This is a genomic window from Agromyces excoecariae (genome assembly GCF_051715505.1).
Taxonomy (GTDB): Bacteria; Actinomycetota; Actinomycetes; order Actinomycetales; family Microbacteriaceae; genus Agromyces.
This window is the reverse complement of record NZ_JBPSLA010000019.1, coordinates 79,440-101,038: the sequence shown is the minus strand read 5'-3', so window position 1 is coordinate 101,038 and position 21,599 is coordinate 79,440. Positions and strand designations below refer to the sequence as shown.

The 21,599-nt window shown below is 70.5% G+C and carries 18 protein-coding genes; 13 read left to right on the top strand and 5 right to left on the bottom strand.

The window, feature by feature from the left end; genetic code table 11:
- Nucleotides 1–61: 61 nt before the first annotated feature.
- The 3 genes from ACSJD1_RS17865 (at nucleotide 62) to ACSJD1_RS17855 (ending at nucleotide 2,913) form a co-directional block, all read left to right on the top strand.
- Complete coding sequence (locus ACSJD1_RS17865) at nucleotides 62–1,006, top strand: L-lactate dehydrogenase (protein WP_438854152.1); 945 nt, start codon at nucleotides 62–64, stop codon at nucleotides 1,004–1,006.
- A gap of 103 nt (nucleotides 1,007–1,109) precedes the next feature.
- Nucleotides 1,110–1,565 carry a YciI family protein gene (locus ACSJD1_RS17860; RefSeq protein WP_438854153.1) on the top strand — a complete coding sequence of 152 codons (456 nt, stop codon included), beginning with the start codon at nucleotides 1,110–1,112 and terminating at the stop codon, nucleotides 1,563–1,565.
- A gap of 16 nt (nucleotides 1,566–1,581) precedes the next feature.
- Nucleotides 1,582–2,913: an RNA polymerase sigma factor gene (locus ACSJD1_RS17855; protein ID WP_438854154.1), complete on the top strand. Its 1,332-nt coding sequence runs from the start codon at nucleotides 1,582–1,584 to the stop codon at nucleotides 2,911–2,913.
- 42 nt (nucleotides 2,914–2,955) lie between these two features.
- Here the strand turns inward: ACSJD1_RS17855 and ACSJD1_RS17850 are convergent, their stop codons facing one another.
- Nucleotides 2,956–3,843: a MopE-related protein gene (locus ACSJD1_RS17850; protein ID WP_438854155.1), complete on the bottom strand. Its 888-nt coding sequence runs from the start codon at nucleotides 3,841–3,843 to the stop codon at nucleotides 2,956–2,958.
- Between the two features lie 174 nt (nucleotides 3,844–4,017).
- Nucleotides 4,018–4,827, bottom strand: coding sequence for a Bax inhibitor-1/YccA family protein (locus tag ACSJD1_RS17845; protein WP_438854156.1), 810 nt, complete (start codon nucleotides 4,825–4,827; stop codon nucleotides 4,018–4,020).
- A 160-nt stretch (nucleotides 4,828–4,987) separates the two neighbouring features.
- Here ACSJD1_RS17845 and ACSJD1_RS17840 point away from each other — a divergent pair, with 160 nt between their 5' ends.
- The 6 genes from ACSJD1_RS17840 (at nucleotide 4,988) to ACSJD1_RS17815 (ending at nucleotide 12,310) form a co-directional block, all read left to right on the top strand.
- The gene (locus tag ACSJD1_RS17840; protein ID WP_438854157.1) at nucleotides 4,988–6,067 is read left to right on the top strand and encodes a glycerophosphodiester phosphodiesterase family protein; all 1,080 of its coding nucleotides are present in this window, start codon (nucleotides 4,988–4,990) and stop codon (nucleotides 6,065–6,067) included.
- Nucleotides 6,068–6,349: 282 nt separating this feature from the next.
- Nucleotides 6,350–8,860 (top strand): ATP-dependent helicase, encoded by a 2,511-nt coding sequence (locus ACSJD1_RS17835; protein ID WP_438854158.1) that lies wholly within the window; start codon nucleotides 6,350–6,352, stop codon nucleotides 8,858–8,860.
- The gene (locus ACSJD1_RS17830; RefSeq protein WP_438854159.1) at nucleotides 8,857–9,411 is read left to right on the top strand and encodes an NUDIX domain-containing protein; all 555 of its coding nucleotides are present in this window, start codon (nucleotides 8,857–8,859) and stop codon (nucleotides 9,409–9,411) included. The genes ACSJD1_RS17835 and ACSJD1_RS17830 overlap by 4 nt, the downstream gene beginning before the upstream one ends.
- A 66-nt stretch (nucleotides 9,412–9,477) precedes the next feature.
- Nucleotides 9,478–10,896 carry a ferredoxin reductase family protein gene (locus ACSJD1_RS17825; protein ID WP_438854160.1) on the top strand — a complete coding sequence of 473 codons (1,419 nt, stop codon included), beginning with the start codon at nucleotides 9,478–9,480 and terminating at the stop codon, nucleotides 10,894–10,896.
- Nucleotides 10,893–11,444, top strand: a complete 552-nt coding sequence (locus tag ACSJD1_RS17820) for an FMN-binding protein (RefSeq protein ID WP_438854161.1) — start codon at nucleotides 10,893–10,895, stop codon at nucleotides 11,442–11,444. Before ACSJD1_RS17825 ends, ACSJD1_RS17820 begins: the two co-directional genes overlap by 4 nt.
- Nucleotides 11,444–12,310, top strand: a complete 867-nt coding sequence (locus tag ACSJD1_RS17815; protein WP_438854162.1) for an FAD:protein FMN transferase — start codon at nucleotides 11,444–11,446, stop codon at nucleotides 12,308–12,310. The genes ACSJD1_RS17820 and ACSJD1_RS17815 overlap by 1 nt, the downstream gene beginning before the upstream one ends.
- Before the next feature lie 37 nt (nucleotides 12,311–12,347).
- Here the strand turns inward: ACSJD1_RS17815 and ACSJD1_RS17810 are convergent, their stop codons facing one another.
- Nucleotides 12,348–13,073: a VIT1/CCC1 transporter family protein gene (locus ACSJD1_RS17810; protein WP_438854163.1), complete on the bottom strand. Its 726-nt coding sequence runs from the start codon at nucleotides 13,071–13,073 to the stop codon at nucleotides 12,348–12,350.
- A gap of 236 nt (nucleotides 13,074–13,309) precedes the next feature.
- On the opposite strand from ACSJD1_RS17810, the gene sucC reads away from it, so the two are divergent.
- Nucleotides 13,310–14,476 carry an ADP-forming succinate--CoA ligase subunit beta gene (sucC, locus tag ACSJD1_RS17805; protein ID WP_353816020.1) on the top strand — a complete coding sequence of 389 codons (1,167 nt, stop codon included), beginning with the start codon at nucleotides 13,310–13,312 and terminating at the stop codon, nucleotides 14,474–14,476.
- Nucleotides 14,477–14,500: 24 nt separating this feature from the next.
- Nucleotides 14,501–15,409, top strand: coding sequence for a succinate--CoA ligase subunit alpha (gene sucD, locus ACSJD1_RS17800; RefSeq protein ID WP_438854164.1), 909 nt, complete (start codon nucleotides 14,501–14,503; stop codon nucleotides 15,407–15,409).
- Nucleotides 15,410–15,520: 111 nt separating this feature from the next.
- Here sucD and ACSJD1_RS17795 read toward each other — a convergent pair whose 3' ends face one another.
- Both ACSJD1_RS17795 and ACSJD1_RS17790 read right to left on the bottom strand, forming a co-directional pair.
- Nucleotides 15,521–16,903, bottom strand: coding sequence for an MSCRAMM family protein (locus tag ACSJD1_RS17795; protein ID WP_438854165.1), 1,383 nt, complete (start codon nucleotides 16,901–16,903; stop codon nucleotides 15,521–15,523).
- 295 nt (nucleotides 16,904–17,198) lie between these two features.
- A complete protein-coding gene (locus tag ACSJD1_RS17790) occupies nucleotides 17,199–19,217 on the bottom strand; it encodes an MSCRAMM family protein (protein WP_438856408.1) in 2,019 nt (672 codons plus the stop codon).
- A 228-nt stretch (nucleotides 19,218–19,445) separates the two neighbouring features.
- Here ACSJD1_RS17790 and ACSJD1_RS17785 point away from each other — a divergent pair, with 228 nt between their 5' ends.
- Both ACSJD1_RS17785 and ACSJD1_RS17780 read left to right on the top strand, forming a co-directional pair.
- Nucleotides 19,446–20,006 carry a hypothetical protein gene (locus ACSJD1_RS17785; RefSeq protein WP_438856409.1) on the top strand — a complete coding sequence of 187 codons (561 nt, stop codon included), beginning with the start codon at nucleotides 19,446–19,448 and terminating at the stop codon, nucleotides 20,004–20,006.
- A gap of 103 nt (nucleotides 20,007–20,109) precedes the next feature.
- A complete protein-coding gene (locus tag ACSJD1_RS17780) occupies nucleotides 20,110–21,561 on the top strand; it encodes a hypothetical protein (protein WP_438856410.1) in 1,452 nt (483 codons plus the stop codon).
- Nucleotides 21,562–21,599: the final 38 nt, after the last annotated feature.

Sequence of the window (21,599 nt, the reverse complement as noted above, 5' to 3'; positions counted from 1 at the left end):
GGGGCCCCCCCCCCTCCGCCGTCCCGTGGCATCCGTCGGTCGCATCTGCGAGCATGGCGGCATGGCGGTCATCGAGAACTCCAAGCTCAGCGTCATCGGGGCCGGAAGCGTCGGCGCGAGCCTCGTGTACGCGTCGCTCATCCGGGAGTCGGCGAACCAGGTGGCGCTGTACGACATCGCCGCCGAGAAGGTCGAGGCCGAGGTGCTCGACCTCGCGCACGGAACGCAGTTCACGCGGTCGAACGTGATCGGCGGCGCCGATCTCGACGTCGTGACCGACTCGCACGTCGTGGTGATCACGGCCGGTGCGAAGCAGCAGCCCGGGCAGAGTCGCATGGAGCTCGCGGGCACCAACGTCGGGATCCTCGAGCGGCTCCTGCCGCAACTGCTGGAGCGCGCGCCCGATGCCATCTACGTGCTCGTCACGAATCCCGTCGACGTGCTCACCGTCGCGGCGCAGCGCATCAGCGGCCTGCCGCCCGAGCGGGTCATCGGGTCGGGCACGGTGCTCGACACCTCGCGCCTGCGCTGGCTGCTCGCGAAGCGCGCCGGCGTCATGACCTCGAGCGTGCACGCCGACATCGTGGGCGAGCACGGCGACACCGAGTTCCCGCTCTGGTCGAACGCGCGGATCGGACCGGTCCCGATCCTCGACTGGACCGGCGGCGAACGCTTCTCGATCGACGAGCTCGACGGCATCGCGTCGGAGGTGCGCAACGCGGCCTACACCGTCATCCGCGGAAAGGGCGCGACGAACTACGCGATCGGGCTCTCCGGCGCGCGCATCGTCGAGGCGCTGCTCGACGACGAGCATGCGGTGCTTCCGGTCTCGACGGTGCACTCCGGGGCGTTCGGGCTCGACGGCGTCGCGCTGTCGATGCCGTCGATCGTCGGCGGCACCGGTGCGTTCCCCATCGCCGAGACGCCGATGTCGGAGACCGAGTCGGGGTTGCTCGCGGCATCCGGCGACGCGATCCGCGCGACCATGCAGACGCTCGGGCTCTGACGTCGGAGATTCCCCCAGCGCGGTGTCGATCGGGCGTCTTCCCGTTCGACGTCATCAGTGAGAGGGTCGAACAGCGACCCCGACACGCGAGGAGCGAACCACCATGACGAAGTACATGATGATCATGCGCGGCAGCGACGAGGCCCTCGAGGCCTTCCAGGACATGCCGTTCGACGAGGTCATCGCGGCGATGGGCCGCTACAACGAGGAGATGATGAAGGCCGGCATCATGCTCGCCGGCGAAGGCCTCTCCGACGCGAGCGAGGGATTCGTCGTCGACTTCTCGGCCGAGACGCCGCTCGTCACCGACGGTCCCTACGGTGAGACGAAGGAACTCTTCAACGGGTTCTGGATCATCGACGTCGCCTCCAAGGAGGAGGCCGTGGAGTGGGCTCGTCGTTGCCCGCTCGGCCCGGGGACGAAGCTCGAGGTGCGCCGCGTGAACGACATCGAGGACTTCCCGCAGGACAACGAGTGGATCCGGAAGGAGGCGGGCTGGCGGGCCGAGCAGGCCGAGCGCCTCGCCGAGGACGCCCGACGCGGCGCCGCGCGGGCCTGACCGGGCACGGTTGCGCGTGACCGACGAGACGGATGCCGCGACGGCGCGCCCGACGGACCCCGAGTCCGCCCGGCGCGCCGTCGCCGCCGTGTGGCGCATCGAATCCGCGCGCATCGTCGCGACGCTCACGCGCATGGTCGGCGACTTCGCGCTCGCCGAGGACCTGGCCCAGGACGCGCTCGCCGAGGCGCTCGCGCAGTGGCCGGCCTCGGGGATCCCCTCGAACCCGGGCGCGTGGCTCACCGCGGTCGCCAAGCGCCGGGCGATCGACGGCTGGCGCCGCCGCGAACGCTACGACGAGCGGCTCGCCGCGATCGCGCACGACCTCGAGCGCGAGCAGGCCGAGGCGACGGATGCCGCGGGCGGACTGCCCTACGATCCGGACGCGATCGACGACGACGTGCTCCGGCTCGTGTTCGTGTCGTGCCATCCGTTGCTCTCGCGCGAAGCGCGCGTCGCGCTCACGCTGCGCGTGGTGGGCGGTCTCACGACCGAGGAGATCGCGCGTGCGTTCCTCACGCCCGTGTCGACCGTGCAGCAGCGCATCGTGCGGGCCAAGAAGACGCTCGGCGCGGCCGGGGTGCCGTTCGAGGTGCCGCCCCGGTCGGAGTTCCCGGAGCGCCTCGGCACCGTGCTCGGGGTGCTGTACCTGATCTTCAACGAGGGCCACTCCGCCTCGGCGGGGGAGGACCTGATGCGGCCCGAGCTCAGTCGCGAGGCGTTGCGGCTCGGCCGTGTGCTCGCCGCCCTCGTTCCCCGGGAGCCCGAGGTGCACGGGCTCGTCGCGCTCATGGAGTTCACGGCGGCGCGGTTCCCCGCGCGGCTCGACGCCGCCGGGGATCCGGTGCTGCTCGGCGACCAGGATCGACGACGGTGGGACCGCTCGGCGATCACCCGGGGGCGCGCGGCGCTCGCGCGCGCCGATGCGATCGGCCGGGGCCGAGGACCCTATGCGCTGCAGGCCGCGATCGCGGAGCAGCACGACGTCGCGGCATCCGTCGACGACACCGACTGGCCGGCCATCGTCGACCTCTACGGCGCCCTCGCGCAGGTCGCCCCCTCGCCGGTCGTCGAGCTGAACCGCGCGGTCGCGGTGGCGATGGCCGACGGCCCCGGGGCCGGACTCGCGCTCGTCGACGTACTCGCCGCCGACGGCCGGCTGGCGAAGTACCACCCGCTGCACGCCGTGCGCGGCGAACTGCTGGAGCGGGTCGGGCGGGCGGATGACGCTCGCGAGGCGTTCGCGGAATCCGCGCGTCTGACCGCGAACGAGCGCGAGCGCGCGGTGCTGCTCGCGCGGGCGTCGCGGCCGAGTTCCCGATCGGCGACCGTCTCCCGACGAACGTGACGGCGAAGGCGGGAGCCCGAGAGCTCCCGCCTCCGCACGCGGTCAGTTCGTGAACGTGGTCTCGTAGACCTCCCACGCCCCGGAGAACGCCGGTCCGATGTTGTCCAGGTCAGTGCCGGACTGGTCCACCACGAGGGCTCCGCCGACGAACACCTGGAGGTTCCAGGTTCCGGTCGTCGGGCAGTCGAAGTAGTTGTCGATCTCCACCGTGTACATGCCGCTGGGCGCAGACCCGACCGGCCAATACACGTTCTCGACGCCTCCCGGCTCCGGGTCGATGCCGCAGACCCCGACGTTGTCGTCGCGATCGAGTTCGCCGCCGCTCGGCACCGTCTTGTTCCCGTACCACAGTCGATCGCCGTTGGGGTCGACCACATGGAGGTCGAGGTCGTCATCCGTCGTCCAGGTCAGGGTGACGCGGATCTCACCGTCGCCGACGACCAGGTCGCTCCCGTCGCAGTTCTGGTCGATTCCGTCGTTCGGAATGTCCACGGCTCCGGGGTTGATCGTGGGATCGGTGTCGTCGCAGTCCTCGCCGGCCGGGTACCCGTCACCGTCCTCGTCCAGCGGCCCGCAGTCCGGCGGGGCCAGGTCGAAACGCTCACCGTAGCCGGGTCCGTCGCCGGAGTGGTTGTTTCCGGACTTCACCCAGATGGTGGTGAGCCCCGCGGTCGTGATCACCGTGGTGTACACCTTCGGATCGCTCCCGAAGAGCGTCCGCTCGGTCGTCTGACCGTCGGTGACGACGATGTTCGAGAGCGCCTTGGACGACGTCACGACCCAGCCGTCCTGGTCGCAGTCGTACTCGACGGTCACCGTCGCCGGCGCCGCGTTGGCCGTGGTCACCGGTCCGAGGATGCTGAGCGCGAAGGCCGCGATCGCCAGTACGGCGAGCGCGAGAAGTCGGCGCAGCTCCAATCTCTGTTCCATGAGGCAGCCCCCCTGCTGTCCTGTTGGTGCGGCCTCCCCCGGCCGCTGCGGTCACCGTTGCACAGCGCCCGCGTCGCCACCACCGGTGGTCGGCCCCCAGAACAGGGTGTTTTCGTGCACGCGAACGGGCCGCCCCCGAGGGGACGGCCCGTTCGCGAATGCGGTGCGCTGGAGCTAGTCTCGCGCGATCGCGAGGATGCGCAGGATCTCCAGGTACAGCCAGATGACGGTGACCATGATGCCGAAGGCGCCGGTCCAGCCGTACTTCTTCGGGGCGCGGTTGCGCACGCCCTGCTGGATGAAGTCGAAGTCGAGCACGAGCGAGTACGCAGCCATGATCACGACGAGCACGCCGATGATGAGGCCGAGCGGGATGCCGGCGATCTCGGCGCCGCGGAGGCCCCACGGGTCGTCGGTCACGTTGAAGAGCATGAGGCCCATGTTCACGAGCGAGAACACCAGGTAGCCGACCATCGCGACGAGGAAGATCTTCGTCGCGCGCTTCGACGCGCGGATCTTGCCCGAGGCGAAGAGCGCGAGCGTCACGCCGACGACCACGAGCGTCGCGATGACGGCTTGTGCGACGATGCCGCCGCCGTAGGCCATCTCGTACCACGCCGAGATGCCGCCGACGAAGATGCCCTGCACGCCCGCGTACGCGAGGATCAGCGCGGGCGACGGCTCCTTCTTGAAGATGTTGACGAGCGCGAGGACGAAGCCGACGAGGCCGGCGCCGATCCAGAGGAACGGCACCGACTGGACCGTGAGCCAGCCGATCGCCGCGCCGACGAGCAGCACGCCGAAGGCGGCGGCCGACTTCGCGATCGAGTCCTCGATCGTCATGACGTCGCGGTCGGGGAGCGTCGCGGGCTGGTTGTACATGTCCTGCAGCTGCTGGGCGGACATGTCCTGTGCGACAGCCACCGCCCCCTGGCCGGAGGTGAACGCCTCGTTGCGTGAGAAGGCGGGGTTGTTGAGAGCCATTGCTGTGGTTCCTCTGCTTTCGGCTTTCCGTCGTGTGGAGGGGAATCGCGCGACCCGGCGGTCGCGTCCGTCAAATCTACCTGTTCCGGCGGTGACAACGCCGTGAAATCCCCCGGCATTCCGGGGCGGTTGCCGCCTCGGCGCTCGATACGCTGGCCCCATGCTGCGCGATCTCGCCGAGCGTCCGTTCGTCATCGGGCACCGCGGCGCGTCCGGGTATCGGCCGGAGCACACCGAGGCCGCGTACCGGATGGCGTTCGCGTTCGGCGCCGACGCGATCGAGCCCGATCTCGTCGCGACGCGCGACGGCGTGCTCGTGCTGCGGCATGAGAACGAGATCTCGGGCACGACGGATGTCGCCTCCCGCACCGAATTCGCGTCGCGCCGCACCACGCGCGAGGTCGACGGCCGTCAGCTGACGGGCTGGTTCACGGAGGACTTCACCTGGGCCGAGCTGGCGACGCTCCGCGCGACCGAGCGGCTCGGAGGCATCCGCCCGCACAGTGCGAGCTTCGACGGCCGGTACCCCGTCCTGCGATTCCGCGACCTGCTGGGGCTCCTGGACGCCGCGACGGACGAGTCGCGCCGGATCATCCGCCTCGTCGCCGAGTTCAAGCACGCGACGCACTTCGCCGCGTTGGGCCTGCCGCTCGAGGAGCTGTTCGCCGCCGAGCTGTCGGCTGCCGGATGGGGACGCGGCGACGACCGGATCATCTCGGAGTCGTTCGAACCCGGCCTGCTCGATCGGCTGGTCTCGGAAGGGGTGCGCGGCACGCGCGTGCTGCTGGTCGAGGACCGCGGTGCGCCGTTCGACCTGGTCGCCGCCGAGGGGTCCGCGGCGAGGACGTACGACTCCTTCGTCAGCGAACGGGGGCTGCTCGCGCTCGGCGGCCTCGTGCATGGCGTCAGTGTCGGCAAGGGCCGTTTGGTCGGCGGCAGGCCGGAGCCCGTGGAGGGGGCGCCGCCGCGGCGGCGGGGCCCGGACGCCCCGCTGCGCGGGTCCGATCTCGTCGATGCCGCGCATGCCGCCGGGCTCGCGGTGTACACCTGGACCCTGCGACCCGAGAACCGGTTCCTCGCGCCCGAGTTCCGGCGCGGCTCCTCGCGTGGCGGGTGGGGCGACTGGCTCGGCGAGTTCACCCGGATCATGGACACGGGCGTGGACGGCGTGTTCGTCGACCACCCCGACCTCGGCTTCGAGGCGCGTCGCGCGTACTTCGACTCCGAGGTCCTTTCCTGACGCCCGCCCCGGCGCCGAGCCGCGTCGCTCACCTCGTCGCGCTCGGGCCGACTCCCGTGAATCGGCGCCATGTGTCGCCATTTCACTGGGGAGCGGTTCGGGCGGTTCTCCACAGTCCTCGCGTTCGTGGCGGATTCCCTGCGCCGACTCCCGCGAAATGGCGGCGGGCGCCGCGCATTCACGGGAGTCGTGGATGAGGTCGAGCGACCAGCAGCGCGCGAGGCGCTCGCGTTCCGACGACCGCGCCGGGCTGTCGGATGCCGCGCCTAGACTTGTCGGGACATGACGCTGATCCTCGACCCCGACGACCCCACCGGCTGGCGCGAGGCGCGCGGCGCGGCCGACCGCGAGCACGCCGACGAGGCCCGCGGCGCCGGCCACGCGGCATCCGATCGACTGACCGCCGGGCTCAACCCGCAGCAGCGCGAGGCGGTCGAGTACCGCGGTCAGGCGCTGCTCATCGTCGCGGGCGCAGGGTCGGGCAAGACGCGCGTGCTCACGCACCGCATCGCGAGCCTGATCGACGGGCGCGAGGCGTGGCCGAGCCAGATCCTCGCGATCACGTTCACGAACAAGGCGGCGGCCGAGATGCGCGAGCGCGTCGAGGCGCTGCTCGGCGAGGCTGCGGGCGGCATGTGGATCTCGACGTTCCACTCGGCCTGCGTGCGCATCCTCCGTCGGGAGGCCGAGGCCATCGGGCTGTCGAGCACCTTCACGATCTACGACTCGGCCGACCAGCGCACCATCCTCAAGCGCATCATCAAGGAGCTCGACGCCGACACGCTCGGGTTCACGCCCGCGAGCGCGCAGGCGAAGATCTCGAAGCTCAAGAACGAGCTGAGCGACGTCGAGACGTACGCGCGGAACGTCAACACGAACGATCCGAACGACGTCATGTTCCTCGAGATCTTCCGCCAGTACACGCGCCGCCTGCGCGACGCGAGCGCGCTCGACTTCGACGACCTGATCAGCGAGACGGTCTACCTGTTCCGCGCATTCCCGAAGGTCGCCGCGCTCTACCAGCGGCGGTTCCGGCACATCCTCGTCGACGAGTACCAGGACACGAACCACGCGCAGTACGCGCTGATCCGCGAGCTCACCCGGCCGGTCGAGCCCGACGTCGTCGCCGAGCTCGACCAGCACGGCGTGCTCGTGCGGGGCATGACGGATGCCACGGGCGCGATCCCCGGCGCGAGCCTCACGGTCGTCGGCGACTCCGACCAGTCGATCTACGCGTTCCGCGGCGCCGACATCCGCAACATCGTCGAGTTCGAGCGCGACTTCCCGGGCGCGAAGGTCGTGCTGCTCGAGCAGAACTACCGGTCGACGCAGAACATCCTGAGCGCTGCGAACGCGGTCATCTCGAACAACTTCGACCGGAAGGACAAGAAGCTCTGGACGGCCGACGGCGACGGCGACAAGATCACCGGGTACACCGGGTACTCGGCGCACGACGAGGCCCAGTTCGTCGCCGACGAGATCGAGTCCCTGCACCGCGCCGGCGTCGCGTACCGCGACATCGCCGTGTTCTACCGCACCAACGCGCAGACGCGTGCGCTGGAAGAGATCTTCGTCCGCTCGGCGCTGCCCTACCGCGTGGTCGGCGGCACCAAGTTCTACGAACGTGCAGAGATCAAGGACGCGATGGCGTACCTCATCGCCGTCGCGAACCCGCTCGACGAACTCGCCATCCGGCGCATCCTGAACACCCCCAAGCGCGGCATCGGGCCGGCGACCGAAACCGCCATCGCGAGCTTCGCCGAGCAGAACGACCTGTCGTTCCGTCAGGCGATGCGCGCGGCCGACGGCCTGGCGCTGGGGCCGAAGGTCACGAAGGCGATCCTCGACCTCGCCAAGCTGCTCGACGCCGCCGCCGCGATGCTCGTGCCGTCGCAGAAGGGCATCGACGAGGGCACCAACGAGGGGGCCTCGAAGGTCTCGGAGGTGCTCGCGTTCCTCATCGAGGGCTCGAAGCTCGTCGAGACGCTCCGCACGAGCCGCGATCCGCAGGACGAGACGCGCGCAGAGAACGTCGAGGAGCTCCTCGCGCAGACGAAGGACTTCGACCGCGAGAATCCGGGCGCGGGGCTCGTCGACTTCCTCACGCAGGTCTCCCTCGTCGCCGCTGCAGACGAACTCGACGACGCATCCGGCACGGTCTCGCTCATGACGCTGCACACGGCGAAGGGCCTCGAGTACCACGCGGTGTTCCTCACCGGACTCGAGGAGGGCCTGCTGCCGCACCAGATGTCGGCCTCCGAACCGGGCGGCCCGGCCGAGGAGCGGCGGCTCTTCTACGTCGGCATCACGCGGGCGCGCAAGCGCCTCTACCTCTCGCTCGCGATGAGCCGTGCCCAGTTCGGCGAGGTCTCCGTGGCGATGCCGAGCCGCTACCTTCAGGAGATCCCCGACGAGCTCGTCGACTGGAAGCAGTCGCCCGGCATGGCGAACAGCCGCGGCGGCAGCCAGCCCCGCGCGCTCAACGCCCGTCGGGGCTTCGGCGGCGGGGGAGGAGGCGGCGCCTGGGGCACGCGCGACCGCGACCTCGAGCGGTTCAGCGTCACGAAGTCGGCCGCACCGAAGACGGAGTGGGCGAACCGGGTCACGGGCACCGTGCGCGACAACGGCGACCTGACGCTCGAGGCGGGCGATCGCATCCGCCACACCGACTTCGGCGAGGGCACGGTGCGCCAAGTCACGGGTGAGGGCACGAAGCGCATCGCGCACGTCGCGTTCGACACCGCGGGGCAGAAGAAGCTCCTCATCAAGATCGCGCCGATCGAGAAGCTGTGACCTGGCCGATCCGCGCGCAGCGCACCGTCTACGAGAACCCGTGGATCCGCGTCGTCGAGGACGACGTGGTCCGGCCCGATGGGGCCGAGGGCATCTACGGCGTGGTCGAGATGCGCAACCCCGCGGTGTTCGTCGTCGCGATGACCGATGCTGACGAGGTCCTGCTCGTCACGGTCGACCGGCACACCGTCGGCCGCTCGATCGAGGTGCCGGCAGGAGGCTCCGACGGGGAGGAGGCGCTCATCGCCGCCCGGCGGGAGCTCCTCGAGGAGACCGGGTTCGAGGCCGATGCCTGGCGCGAGATCGGCGCGATGACCGCGCTCAACGGCATCTGCCGGGCGCCCGAGTCGGTCTGGCTGGCGACCGACCTCCGTGCCGGAGCGGGCGGGACGGGCGGGCATGCCCACGGCCAGGCCGAGGAGGGGATCCACGACGTCCGCGCGGAACCCTGGGGCGAGGTCATGCGGATGATCCGGGACGGCGAGATCACCGACGGCGAGAGCGTGGCGGCCCTCATGTACGCGGCGCTCGCACTCGGTCGCGTCGGGTGACCGGTTCCCAGCAACCGCATAGGCGTCGCACGGGGAGGCGATAGACCCGAGGCGCACCATCGGGACATGGCATTCCTCGTTCACGACGCTCGACACCTCGAGCGGCCCACGCGACCGCTGGGCGCCGACGAGCGCTCGCGCGCCGGGCGCCGGTTGTGGCGGGTCGACCTGCTGCAGGCGGCGGCCGTGGCATCCGTCGCGATCGCCGTCGCGTTGTTCCTCGCCGAGGGCGGGGCCGCGCGCTTCGGCGACCCGGGCGCCGCACTCACGTCACTCGGCATCATCGCCGGCCTCGCCGCGACCGACCTCGTGCTCGTCATGCTCCTGCTCGCGGCCCGGGTGCCGCTCATCGAGCGCGCCGTCGGGCACGATGCGGCGATGGCCTTCCACGGCCGGCTCGGGAAGCCGGTGCTCTACCTCCTCCTCGCCCACGGCGTGCTCCTGCTCGCCGGGTACGCGATCGCCGACGGCGTCGACCTCTGGGCCGAGGCTGTCGTGATCTGGAACCTGCCCGACCTGCCCCTCGCGCTCCTCGGGTTCGCGCTGTTCCTCGCGGTCGTCGTGAGCTCGCTCGTCGCGGTGCGCCGGAAGTTCCGGTACGAGGTGTGGCACGTCATCCACCTGCTCGTCTACGTCGCGGTCCTCGCCGCGTTGCCGCACCAGTTCAGCGTCGGCGGCCTGTTCGTGGTCGGCACCTGGCAGTGGGCGTACTGGCTCGTGATCACGTTCGGCACGTTCGCGGCGGTGATCGGATGGCGCGTCGTCGCGCCCCTCGTGGCGTCGCTGCGTCACGGGCTCGTGGTCGAGCGCATCGATCCGGTCGGCGACCCGCGCGACGGCGTGGTCTCGGTCACCATGCGGGGCCGACGGCTCGCCGCGCTCCGCGCGACGGGCGGGCAGTTCTTCATCTGGCGCTTCCTCTCGGCCGGCCAGTGGTGGCAGGCGCACCCGTACTCGCTCTCCGCGGCCCCGCGGGGCGACCGGCTCCGCATCACCGTGCGGGCGCTCGGTGACGGGTCGGCGAGCCTCGGCGGCATCCGCCCGGGTACGCGCGTCGCGCTCGAGGGGCCGTACGGCATCTTCAGCGAGGCATCCCGCAGTCGGCGCCGGCTGACGCTCGTAGCCGCCGGCATCGGGGTCACGCCGATCCGGTCGCTCCTCGAGTCGGCGAGGTTCCGGCCAGGCGAGGCGACCGTTGTGCTCCGGACCCAGGGACCCGCCGAGGGGTGGCTCCTCGACGAGGTGCGCGAGCTCTGCCACCAGCGGGGCGCCACGCTGATCACGGTGCCAGGCGGTCGCGGTCGCGGCTGGCTGACGCCGTCGGCCGAGCGCCAGGGGCTGCACCTGCTCGCCCTGGTCCCCGCCGTCGCCGACAGCGACCTGTACGTCTGCGGTCCGCGCGGCTGGGCCGAGGGCGTCATCTCCGAGGCCCGCGCGGCGGGCCTGGCACCCGAGCAGATCCATCACGAGAGGTTCGACTGGTGAGAACACGCGCACTCCTCCTGGCCTCCGCGGCCTCGGCCGCGGCCATCCTCGGCGGCTGGCAGCTCGGCGACGCCGCGACGACGTCGCTCACGGCCGGCAGCACGACCACGACGGACACGTCGGGCTCCTCCGGAGCGTCGAGCGCGTCCGGAGCGGGCGCCGGGTCGACGGGCGCCTCGGGATCCTCGTCGTCGAGTTCGTCCTCGAGTTCGACGCAGTCGACGGATGCCGCGGCATCCGCCGATTCGTCCGCCTCCGCCTCGGGGGCCGCCGACGGCACGTACGCCGGCACCAGCGTCTCGACCCGGTTCGGGAACGTGCAGGTGCAGGTGACGATCTCGGGCGGATCGATCACCGACGTGACCGCGCTGCACCTGACCGACAGTGACGGGCGATCGGTGCAGATCAGCAATCGCGCGGCGCCGATGCTCCGGTCGGAGGTGCTCCAGGCCCAGTCGGCGTCGGTGTCGATGATCGGCGGGGCGACCTACACCAGCGCGGCGTACCTCCAGTCGCTGCAGGCAGCGCTCGACCAGGCCGGGTTCTGATGCCGGACGCCGGATCGAGCGCCCGCGCGACGCCCGCAACCGTGCTGCCTCCCGTGGCCTTCGAGGCCATGGGGACGGTCGTCAGCATCCGCGTCGGACCGTCGGGCGCGCCCGCGCCCGCGCCCGCGGCCGCGCCCGCTGCTGCGCTGGCCGCCGCAGCTGCGGTGTTCGAGCGGTGGGAGGAGCGGTGCAGCCTGTTCGACCCGCGCTCCGAGCTCAGCCGCATCGGCCGCGGCGAGCTGGCCCTCGTCGCTGCGAGCGCCGAGGTGCGCGACGCGTACGCGCTCGCCCTGCAGTGGCGCGATGCGACGGACGGCGCGTTCACGCCGCACCGCGGCGACGGGCTCATCGACCTGAACGGCGTCGTCAAGGCGCTCGCCGTGGAGGAGGCGGGAGAGGCGCTCGACCGCGCCGGCGTCGTGGGCTGGGCGATCGACGCCGGCGGCGACGTGCTCGTCGCCGCGACCGCGGATGGGGCGGGCGGTGCCGCCGTCGCGGACGACGCGGTCCGACCGGCCGCGACCTGGCCGATCGGCATCGTGGACCCGGCCGACCGCACCGCGCTGCTCGGGCGCATCGACCTCGATCCGCCGCGCCGTCGCGCCGTCGCGACCTCGGGCAGTGCCGAGCGCGGCGACCACATCTGGACCGTGCCGGGTGCCGGCCCGTCGCCGTTCGTGCAGGTGAGCGTCGCCGCGGCCGACCTCGTCACGGCCGACGTGCTCGCCACGGCCATCGTGGCCGGGGGGCGCGCATCGCTCGACGACCTCGCCGACCGCCACGACATCGACGTGCTCGCGGTCGCACGAGACGGTGGGCTGCTCGCGACGCCAGGGTGGCCGAGGCGAGCCGACGACCACGGGTGATCGCGCGTCGGATCCGACGCCCCTCCCGCTGATCGCGCTACGCGACCGCCCCGCCGAGCAGGGCGCCGATCGCCCAGGTCACCGCGAGCGCGAGCGCGCCGCCGACCACCACCCGGGTGATCGCCCGCGTGCGCGGGGCCCCGCCGATCCACGCCGACAGCCAACCGGTGATGGCCAGTGCGATGACGACGGCCACGAAGGTGGTGATGATCCGCCATTCAGGCGGCGGGAGCAGGATCGCGAGCATCGGGAGGACGGCGCCCGTGAGGAATGCCGCGGCCGACGCCCATGCCGCGTGCCACGGGTTCACCACGTCGGTCTCGGAGATGTGGAGCTCGGCCTCGAGGTGCGCCGCGAGTGCATCGTGGTCGGTCAGCTCGCGCGCGACGCGGTCGGCCGTCTCCTCCGACAGCCCCTTCGCGCGGTAGATCGCCGTCAGCTCGGCGAGCTCCTGCTCGGGCATCGTGGCGAGCTCGCCCTTCTCCTTGGCGATGAGCGCATGCTCGGTGTCGCGCTGGCTCGAGACGGAGACGTACTCGCCGAGGCCCATCGAGATCGCGCCGGCGATCACGGAGGCGATGCCCGCGATGAGGATGGCTGCGACATCCGTCGTCGCCGCGGCGACGCCGACCACGAGCGCGGCGACCGACACGATCCCGTCGTTCGCGCCGAGCACGCCCGCACGCAGCCAGTTGAGCTTCTCATGCACCTTCCCGTCGTGCGGGTCGGTGCGGTGCACCGGTTCGGCCGTGGCATCCGTCATGGCGGCAGTCTCGCAAAGCGGAGCGCCGCTCGCCAGCATGGTGAGGCTCACCTGAGCGGCGCGGTCCCACGCGCGTCGCCGGGATCGCCGGTTCGGCGGCCCGTCGGCGACGGAGTACCATGGTCGCGGTTCGACTTATCTCGACATCGAGGTATCTTGACGTCGAGACTCTCACAGCCGGGCCCCTCACCCACCCATCCCTGCGCGCATTCCGCGCGAACGATAGGAAGCAGAGCGTGGATCTTTACGAGTACCAGGCCAGAGACCTCTTCGAGAAGTACGGAGTGCCGGTGCTCCCGGGCATCGTCGCCGACACCCCCGAAGACGTGCGCGCCGCAGCCGAGAAGCTCGGCGGCGTCGTCGTCGTCAAGGCCCAGGTGAAGACCGGCGGCCGCGGCAAGGCGGGCGGCGTCAAGGTCGCCAAGAACCCCGACGAGGCGGAGGAGGCCGCGAAGGCGATCCTCGGCCTCGACATCAAGGGCCACGTCGTCAAGCGCGTCATGGTCGCCGGGGGTGCGCGCATCGCGCAGGAGTTCTACTTCTCGGTGCTCCTCGACCGCGCCAACCGCTCCTACCTCTCGCTCACGAGCGTCGAGGGCGGCATGGAGATCGAGCAGCTCGCCGTCGAGAAGCCCGAGGCCCTCGCGCGCATCGAGGTCGACCCCGGCACCGGCATCAGCCCTGAGAAGGCCCGCGAGATCGCGGTCGCCGCGAACTTCCCGGCCGAGCTCGTCGACAAGGTCGCCGACGTGTTCGTGAAGCTCTACGACGTCTACACGGGTGAGGACGCGACGCTCGTCGAGGTCAACCCGCTCATCCTGTCGGAGGACGGCGACGTCATCGCCCTCGACGGCAAGGTCACGCTCGACGAGAACGCCGAGTTCCGTCACGCCGGCCACGCGCTGCTCGAGGACAAGGACGCGGCCGACCCGCTCGAGGCCAAGGCCAAGCAGCTCGACCTCAACTACGTCAAGCTCGACGGAGAGGTCGGCATCATCGGCAACGGCGCGGGCCTCGTCATGTCGACGCTCGACGTCGTCGCCTACGCCGGCGAGAACCACGGCGGCGTGAAGCCCGCCAACTTCCTCGACATCGGCGGCGGCGCCTCAGCCGAGGTCATGGCCAACGGCCTGTCGATCATCCTCGGCGACCCGCAGGTCAAGTCGGTGTTCGTGAACGTCTTCGGCGGCATCACCGCGTGCGACCAGGTCGCCAAGGGCATCGTCGGCGCGCTCGCCGAGCTCGGCCACGAGGCGAACAAGCCGCTCGTCGTGCGCCTCGACGGCAACAACGTGGCCGAGGGCCGTCGCATCCTCGAGGAGGCGGCGCACCCGCTCGTCACCCTCGCCGACAACATGGACCAGGGCGCCGACAAGGCCGCCGAGCTGGCGAACGCCGCGTAAGCGCAGAAGGACAGGATCACTGCAATGACGATCTTCCTGAACAAGGACAACAAGGTCATCGTCCAGGGCATCACCGGCGGTGAGGGCTCGAAGCACACCGCGCGGATGCTCGCGGCAGGCACCGAGGTCGTGGGCGGCGTGAACGCTCGCAAGGCCGGCACCACGGTGCTGCACAAGGACCAGGACGGCAACGACGTCGAGCTGCCCGTCTTCGCGTCGGTCAGCGAGGCCATCGAGGCGACCGGGGCGGATGTCTCGATCGCGTTCGTGCCGCCGGCCTTCACGAAGGACGCGGTCGTCGAGGCCATCGACGCCGAGATCCCGCTGCTCGTCATCATCACCGAGGGCGTGCCCGTGCAGGACTCGGCCGAGTTCTGGGCCTACGCCAAGGAGAAGGGCGAGAAGACCCGCATCATCGGCCCGAACTGCCCCGGCATCATCAGCCCCGGTGAGGCGCTCGTCGGCATCACGCCCGCGAACATCACCGGCAAGGGCCCGATCGGCCTGGTCTCGAAGTCGGGCACGCTGACGTACCAGATGATGTACGAGCTCCGCGACCTCGGCTTCTCGACCGCGATCGGCATCGGCGGCGACCCGATCATCGGCACGACGCACATCGACGCGCTCGCCGCGTTCGAGGCCGACCCCGAGACCAAGGCCATCGTCATGATCGGCGAGATCGGCGGCGACGCCGAGGAGCGCGCGGCCGACTTCATCAAGGCCAACGTGACCAAGCCGGTCGTCGGCTACGTCGCGGGCTTCACCGCGCCCGAGGGCAAGACGATGGGCCACGCCGGCGCGATCGTGTCCGGCTCGGCCGGCACCGCCCAGGCGAAGAAGGAGGCCCTCGAGGCCGCCGGCGTCAAGGTCGGCAAGACGCCGTCCGAGACCGCCCGCCTGCTGCGCGAGGTCTACGAGGCGCTCGGCGCGTAAGACAGCGGATGCCGCGGCCGGCGCCTCGCGCACCGGCCGCGTCACAGGGAAGGAGCCCCGTCGGCGATGCCGGCGGGGCTCCTCGTGTCAGGTGCGAGCTGCCTTCTCAGCTCACGGGTCGATGATGATCACGCAGGTGTAGGTGCCCGGCAGCAGGTTGCTCTTGGTGAGCGACCCGTCGCCGTCGGCACCGGTCGTCGCCTCGTACGGCGGGTCGGATGCGGCATCGCAGTCGATCGTCGACGCCGTGCCGCCGTCGATCTGGGAGTCGACCGTGATCGTGAAGTCCGTCAACGGCATGTTGGTGAACGTCAGCGGCGTGGCCGTGTCGCAGTCGGTGTCGGCGACGACCGTCGCGTTCTGCGGGTTGGCGGAGGTCACGGCGTAGCCGGTCGGAACCTGCTCGGTGACGGTGTAGCTGCCGGCGTCGATGCCCGCGATGCAGGCCACGCCGTTCGCGTCGGTCGTCGCCGTGGTGCCGGCAGGCAGTGTGCCGCCCGAGACGTTGAACACGACTCCCGCGTGCGGTTGCGTCGTCGGGGTGGCTGCCGCGTGCTTCCTCGTCTTCACGATCTTCAATGCGCCGCAGTTGTTGATCCCGGTCGGCACAGGTGCGATGTAGTCCTTCATCGCGGCGGTGAACGAGTCGGAGGACCGGCTCTTCAGGTACGCGCTGCCGAACGCCACGCAGCCGTCGCCGACGATCGCGGAGAAGTTCACCGTCGCCTCGCCGAAGGTCCGCGGCGAGATGTCCTCGGCTTGCAACCCGTCGTTCTCTGCGGCCGGGATGACACTGGTGTTGATCGATCCGGTGGCGTCGCCCGCGGCGGTCAGGCTCTCACGGACGCCCCAGCACGGGGTGCTGTTCGCTGCCTCGCAGAGCGACTTGTTGCCGGACGCGACCCACATCGAGAGGAAGAGCTCGGGGTTGGTGCCGCCGTTGGCGAGGTCGTACTGGATGAGCAGGTCGCCCGCGGTGCGCTGCGGCGTCACGCCGTTGCCGGAGTCGACGTCGGACTGGTTGAACTCGAAGTCCATGTTCGTGGTGCCGGTCGGGTCCTGCACCCGGTGCCAGAACAGGTGGAGGAAGTCGTCGCCCGGCGTCTCCTCGAGGTAGAGGCCGAAGTTCTTCAGGTCGGACTTGTTCGGCGGGATGCTGCCCGTGACGGGCGAGGGCACTGCGGTGTCCTCCTTGGAGCCCTGGCCGAACGAGTCGTCGCCGGTCCCGGATGGCGCATCCGGCTGCACGACGTAGCTCACCGAGGCCCAGTCGTCCCAACCGCCGTTGTCGACCTCGAGGTTCGCGTCGGAGTCGATCTCGAAGTTGCTGCCGTCGAGGCTGATGATGCCCGGCGGGTTGACGGCCTGTGCCGGACCTCCGATCATCACCGTGCCGACGAGCGCCAGGAAGCCGGCGCCGGCGGCGCCGCGGAGTAGCCGCCGCCGGAGCGCAGCGCGCTCTTCGGGCGTTCGGATTCGGGTAGTGGATGGCATGTTCGCCTCCGGTGTCGCAGGTTCGCCAGGTCCGGTCGGACCGGACGGCCTCTGCGGGCGGTGGGCGGACTCGGGCGGTCCGCAACGGCGCGTCCGACGAGGTGGGTAGGTGCTTCACCGGGCGTGCATCGCGCCGTAGGGGTCTCTCACGCCAGTTCGCACGTTACTCCCGTACGTCATCGCCCGGAACAAGAATGAGAAAACCTCATGTACCCAGATATGGGCACACACCAGGGGAGCCCCGTCGGCGATGCCGGCGGGGCTCCTCGTGTCAGGTGCGAGCTGCCTTCTCAGCTCACGGGTCGATGATGATCACGCAGGTGTAGGTGCCCGGCAGCAGGTTGCTCTTGGTGAGCGACCCGTCGCCGTTCGGGCCGGTCGTCGCCTCGTACGGCGGGTCGGATGCGGCGTCGCAGTCGATCGTCGACGCGGTGCCGCCGTCGACCTGGGAGTCGACCGTGATCGTGAAGTTCGTCAACGGCATGTTGGCGAAGGTCTTGACCGCACCGGCTGGCGTATCGCTGCAGTCGGCGGCGCTCTCCGAGACCGACGCGGTCTGCGGGTTCGTCGACAACGCGACGTAGCCCGACGGAACGCTCTCGGTCACGGTGTAGTTGCCGACCAGGCTGCTGACCACGAGGTTCGGAACGCAGGCGATGCCCTGGGCGTTCGTCTGCACGACGATGCCCTGACTGAGGTTGCCGCCCGTGACGGTGAAGGTCACGCCCGCGTGCGGGTGGTCGCCCGATCCGGACGCCGCATGCTTGCGGGTCTTCACGATCTTGATGGCGCCCTTCTCGCGCGCGTTCGTGAACGTACAGGTCACGGTCTCGCCGGCTTGCAGCGAGATCGACTGCGGATCAGACGTGTCGCTGCACGTCTCGCTGGTGAGGTTCCAACCGGTGGGGACCGTCTCCGACACGTCGTAGGTACCCGGCGTCAGGTTCGCGTACGTGTTCGAGTCCTTGCCCGCTGCGCCGGCGGCCGTCGTCGTCAGCGTGAAGGACGAATCAGGCAGCGTGCCCGACGTGAAGTCGAACGCACCGAATCCGTCGCTCGTGATCTTCTCCACGACGATGGTGCCCTTCGCCTGGTTGGTATACGTGCACTCGAGCACGTCGTCCGCGTCATCCAGGTCGAACGTGACCGTTCCCGTCGCGGTGTCGATGTTGCTCGGAGTGACGCCGACGCTGTCATCGCAGTCGATGTCGATCAGCGTCCATCCGGCCGGCGGCCCGGACTCGGTCACCGTCAGGCCCGTCCCGAAGAACACGTTGTCGTACTCCTGCGTCCCGCCGTCGCTCAGGCTGAAGCTCGGATTCGTCCCGTCGTCCTGCGTCTCGATCGCGGTGGTGTAACCGAAGGAGGTTGCGTCTCCGTCGGGATCGGTCTGCTTGTGGATGATCACCTTCGCGCAGTTGGTGATATCCGTCGGGGCCGGCGCGATGTAGTCCTTCATCGCCGCCGTGAACGAGTCGGAGGAGCGGCTCTTCAGGTAGGCGCTTCCGAACGACACGCACTCGTCGTCACCGACGATCGCCGAGAAGTCCACGCTGGCCTCGCCGAACGTGCGGGCGGACACGTTGCCGAGTCCGTCGGTCGCCCCGGCGAGGATCGCGGTCGTGTTGATGGATCCGGTGGCATCGCCCGCGGCGGTCAGGCTCACGCGCACGCCCCAGCAAGGGGTCGCGTTGGCTGCCTCGCATTGGGCCTTCGGCCCGGTCTCGACCCACTTGGAGAGGAAGAGTTCGGGGTTGGTGCCGCCGTTCGCGAGGTCGTACTGGATGAGCAGGTCACCCTCGGTGCGCTCAGGCGTGACTCCGTTGCCCGAATCGACGCTCGACTGGTTGAACTCGAAGTCCATGTTCGTCGTGCCGCTCGGGTCCTGCACGCGATGCCAGAACATATGCAGGAAGTCTCCGCCGGGCGTCTCCTCGAGGTACGTGCCGAACGTCTTCAGGTCGCTCTTGTTCGGCGGAATCGATCCGAACACCGGTGAGGGCACGAGCGTGTCCTCCTTGGAGCCCTGGCCGAACGAGTCGTCACCGGTGCCGGACAGCAGGTCCGATTGCCGGTTCTCGTCCACGCTGGCCCAATCGAGGTCACCGGCCTCATCGACCACGAGGTTCGCGTTCGTGTCGATCTCGAAGTCACTCCCCGTCAGGCTCGGCGGCGGCGCTTGCGCGGATGCCGGGGCGCCGATGAGCGCCGTGCCGAGTAGTGCGAGGAAGCCGACGCCGGCCGCGCCGCGTAGACATCGCCGCCTGAACGAGGCGCGTTCGTCGGGTGTTCGGGGTCGGGTAGTGGAAGGCATCATCGTCTCCGTGTTCGCAGCGTCGTCCGGTCCGGCTGGGCCGGACGTTCCCCCTCTGCGGGCGAACGGGCGAATCTCGGGTGGTTCGTCTCCGGCGCGTCCGGCGACGTGGGTAGGTCGTCGCGGGCGTGCGTCGCGCCGTAGTGGTCGTAATGCCACTCCGCACCTTACTCCGAGCTGAGGAATGCTCAGTACCCCAGATCGGGGGTGCGTGGCAGAGTTGACGGCATGAGTGCGGCCCATCCCGGTGCGGACGGATCAGAACGAGGAACGGCGGATCGGCCGACTCCGAAGACGACCCCTGCCCAGATCCTCGGCACCAGCTTCGTGACCGAGGAGTCGGTCTACGGCGTCATCCTCGTCTCGGGCATGATCGTCGTCGCCGGCGGGCACGGTGAGAGTTCCTGGCGCGTCTTCTGGACCGTCGTCATCACCGTCCTCGTGTTCTGGGCTGCGCACGTCTACGCCGGCACGGTCGCGCACCACGGCTTCGACGACCACCGGATGGTGAGCCTCGGCGAGGCCTTCCGCGGGGCGCTCCGCCGATCGTTCGGCATGCTCGTCGCCGCGCTCATCCCGTCGTCGATCCTGCTCCTGGGCGCGGCGCGCGTGGTGCCCGACCTCCTGGCCATCTGGACCGCGCTCTGGGTCGGCGTCATCGTGCTCGCCGTGCTGGGCTTCATCGCGTTCCGCCGGCGCGGCGCGAGTCCGGTGATGCAGGTCGTCGGCGCGCTCGGCACCGCCGCGTTCGGGATCGCCATGATCCTGCTCAAGGCGATCGTGCACTGACGACGGATGCCGCGGCGGCGTGTCGCGGGACCATCGGCCCGCTCGCGAGAGGCCACGTCGATATCGTCGGCAGCGAAGCCGATCCCGGGGGAGTGGACCGCAGATGAGCGACGCGACGAACACCGACGACGACCTGCGCGCCAGGGTCGCCCAGCTCGAGGCCGAGAACGCCCGGTTGCGCGCCGATGCCGCGGAGACGCGCGACCTGTCGGCGGACGTCGCGGCCGCGGCATCCGCTGCCCCCGCACGCCCGAAGCGCCGTCGCGGCCGGACCGTCGCGGCGGTCGTGCTCGTGGTGGTCGGCCTGCTCCTCGCACCGATCGCGGTGATCACCGCGTGGGCCCGTGCCGAGCTCGTCGACACCGACCGGTTCGTGGCCACGTTCGGCCCGCTCGCGGAGGATCCCGCCGTGCAGGCCTTCCTCGCCGACGAGGTGACGACCGCGATCGAGGAGCAGGTCGACATCCCCCAGCTCACGTCCGACCTCTTCGACGGCATCAAGGCGCTCGACCTGCCGCCGCGCGCCGAGGACGCGCTGTCGCTGCTCGAGGCGCCCGCCGCGCAGGGCCTGAGCTCGCTGCTGTCGTCGACGGTGGATCGGGTCATCCAGTCCGAGGCGTTCGCGAACGTGTGGGATGCCACGCTCCGCGCGAGTCACACGCAGATGGTCGCAGCGCTGCAGGGCGACCCGAACGCCATGCTCGAGATCGGCGGGGACGGCACGCTCTCGGTGCAGCTCGGCCCGATCATCGAGGCGGTAAAGGACCGCCTCAGCGAGCAGGGCGTCGGCTTCGCCTCGGCGATCCCGGTCGTCGAACGCAGCGTGCAGGTCGCGCAGGCCGATTCGCTCGTGCTCGTGCAGACCGTCTACGCGCTCGCGGTGGCGGTCGGCACGTGGGTGCCGCTCATCGCGCTGCTGCTCCTCATCGCGGGCGTCGTGGTCGCGAAGCGGCGGAGCGTCGCGCTCGCCTGGACCGCGGGCGGATTCGCGCTCGTCATGCTGCTCACCCTCGCCGGCTTCGGCACGGGCAAGCTCTTCTTCGTGGGCACCGTGAGCCCGTCGATCATGCCGAAGGATGCGGCCGAGGCGATCTTCGGCGGCCTGACCGAGCTGATGGTCTCGACGTTCACCGCGCTCACGGTGCTCGCCATCGCGCTTGCGATCATCGCGTGGCTCTCGGGGCCGTGGTCGACGTCGCGGCGCGTGCGCGGCTTCTCGGACGACGCGTTCGGCGCGGTCCGGAAGAGCGCAGCCGAGCACGGCATCACCACGGGCCGCTTCGGAATCGGCCTGCACCGCTGGCGGGTCGCGGCCTACGCCGTGATCGCGGTCGTCGCGTCGCTGTTCCTCTGGTTCTCGAGGCCCCTCCAGACGTCGACCGTCGTCTGGACCGTGGTTCTCGCACTGCTCGCCGTGCTCCTCGTCGAACTGCTGCGGCGACCGGATCCGGTGGTCGAGGTGGAGGTGAAGCCCGAGGCCGACGCCGAGGTCGTCGCCGTGGCGGTGGCCGTGGCCGAGCCCGAGACCGAGCCCGGATCGCCGGCGAGCCCGTGAAGCATCGCGCCCGCGCCGGCTGAGGCGCGACGCGGCAT

Coding starts and splice junctions, on each gene's coding strand:
- ACSJD1_RS17860 (WP_438854153.1), top strand. CDS start 1,110: ATGACGAAGTACATGATGATCATGCGCGGCAGCGACGAGGCCCTCGAG.
- ACSJD1_RS17845 (WP_438854156.1), bottom strand. CDS start 4,827: ATGGCTCTCAACAACCCCGCCTTCTCACGCAACGAGGCGTTCACCTCC.
- ACSJD1_RS17785 (WP_438856409.1), top strand. CDS start 19,446: ATGAGTGCGGCCCATCCCGGTGCGGACGGATCAGAACGAGGAACGGCG.
- ACSJD1_RS17835 (WP_438854158.1), top strand. CDS start 6,350: ATGACGCTGATCCTCGACCCCGACGACCCCACCGGCTGGCGCGAGGCG.
- ACSJD1_RS17815 (WP_438854162.1), top strand. CDS start 11,444: ATGCCGGACGCCGGATCGAGCGCCCGCGCGACGCCCGCAACCGTGCTG.
- ACSJD1_RS17825 (WP_438854160.1), top strand. CDS start 9,478: ATGGCATTCCTCGTTCACGACGCTCGACACCTCGAGCGGCCCACGCGA.
- ACSJD1_RS17850 (WP_438854155.1), bottom strand. CDS start 3,843: ATGGAACAGAGATTGGAGCTGCGCCGACTTCTCGCGCTCGCCGTACTG.
- ACSJD1_RS17865 (WP_438854152.1), top strand. CDS start 62: ATGGCGGTCATCGAGAACTCCAAGCTCAGCGTCATCGGGGCCGGAAGC.
- ACSJD1_RS17780 (WP_438856410.1), top strand. CDS start 20,110: ATGAGCGACGCGACGAACACCGACGACGACCTGCGCGCCAGGGTCGCC.
- ACSJD1_RS17810 (WP_438854163.1), bottom strand. CDS start 13,073: ATGACGGATGCCACGGCCGAACCGGTGCACCGCACCGACCCGCACGAC.
- ACSJD1_RS17795 (WP_438854165.1), bottom strand. CDS start 16,903: ATGCCATCCACTACCCGAATCCGAACGCCCGAAGAGCGCGCTGCGCTC.
- ACSJD1_RS17840 (WP_438854157.1), top strand. CDS start 4,988: ATGCTGCGCGATCTCGCCGAGCGTCCGTTCGTCATCGGGCACCGCGGC.
- ACSJD1_RS17790 (WP_438856408.1), bottom strand. CDS start 19,217: ATGCCTTCCACTACCCGACCCCGAACACCCGACGAACGCGCCTCGTTC.
- sucD (WP_438854164.1), top strand. CDS start 14,501: ATGACGATCTTCCTGAACAAGGACAACAAGGTCATCGTCCAGGGCATC.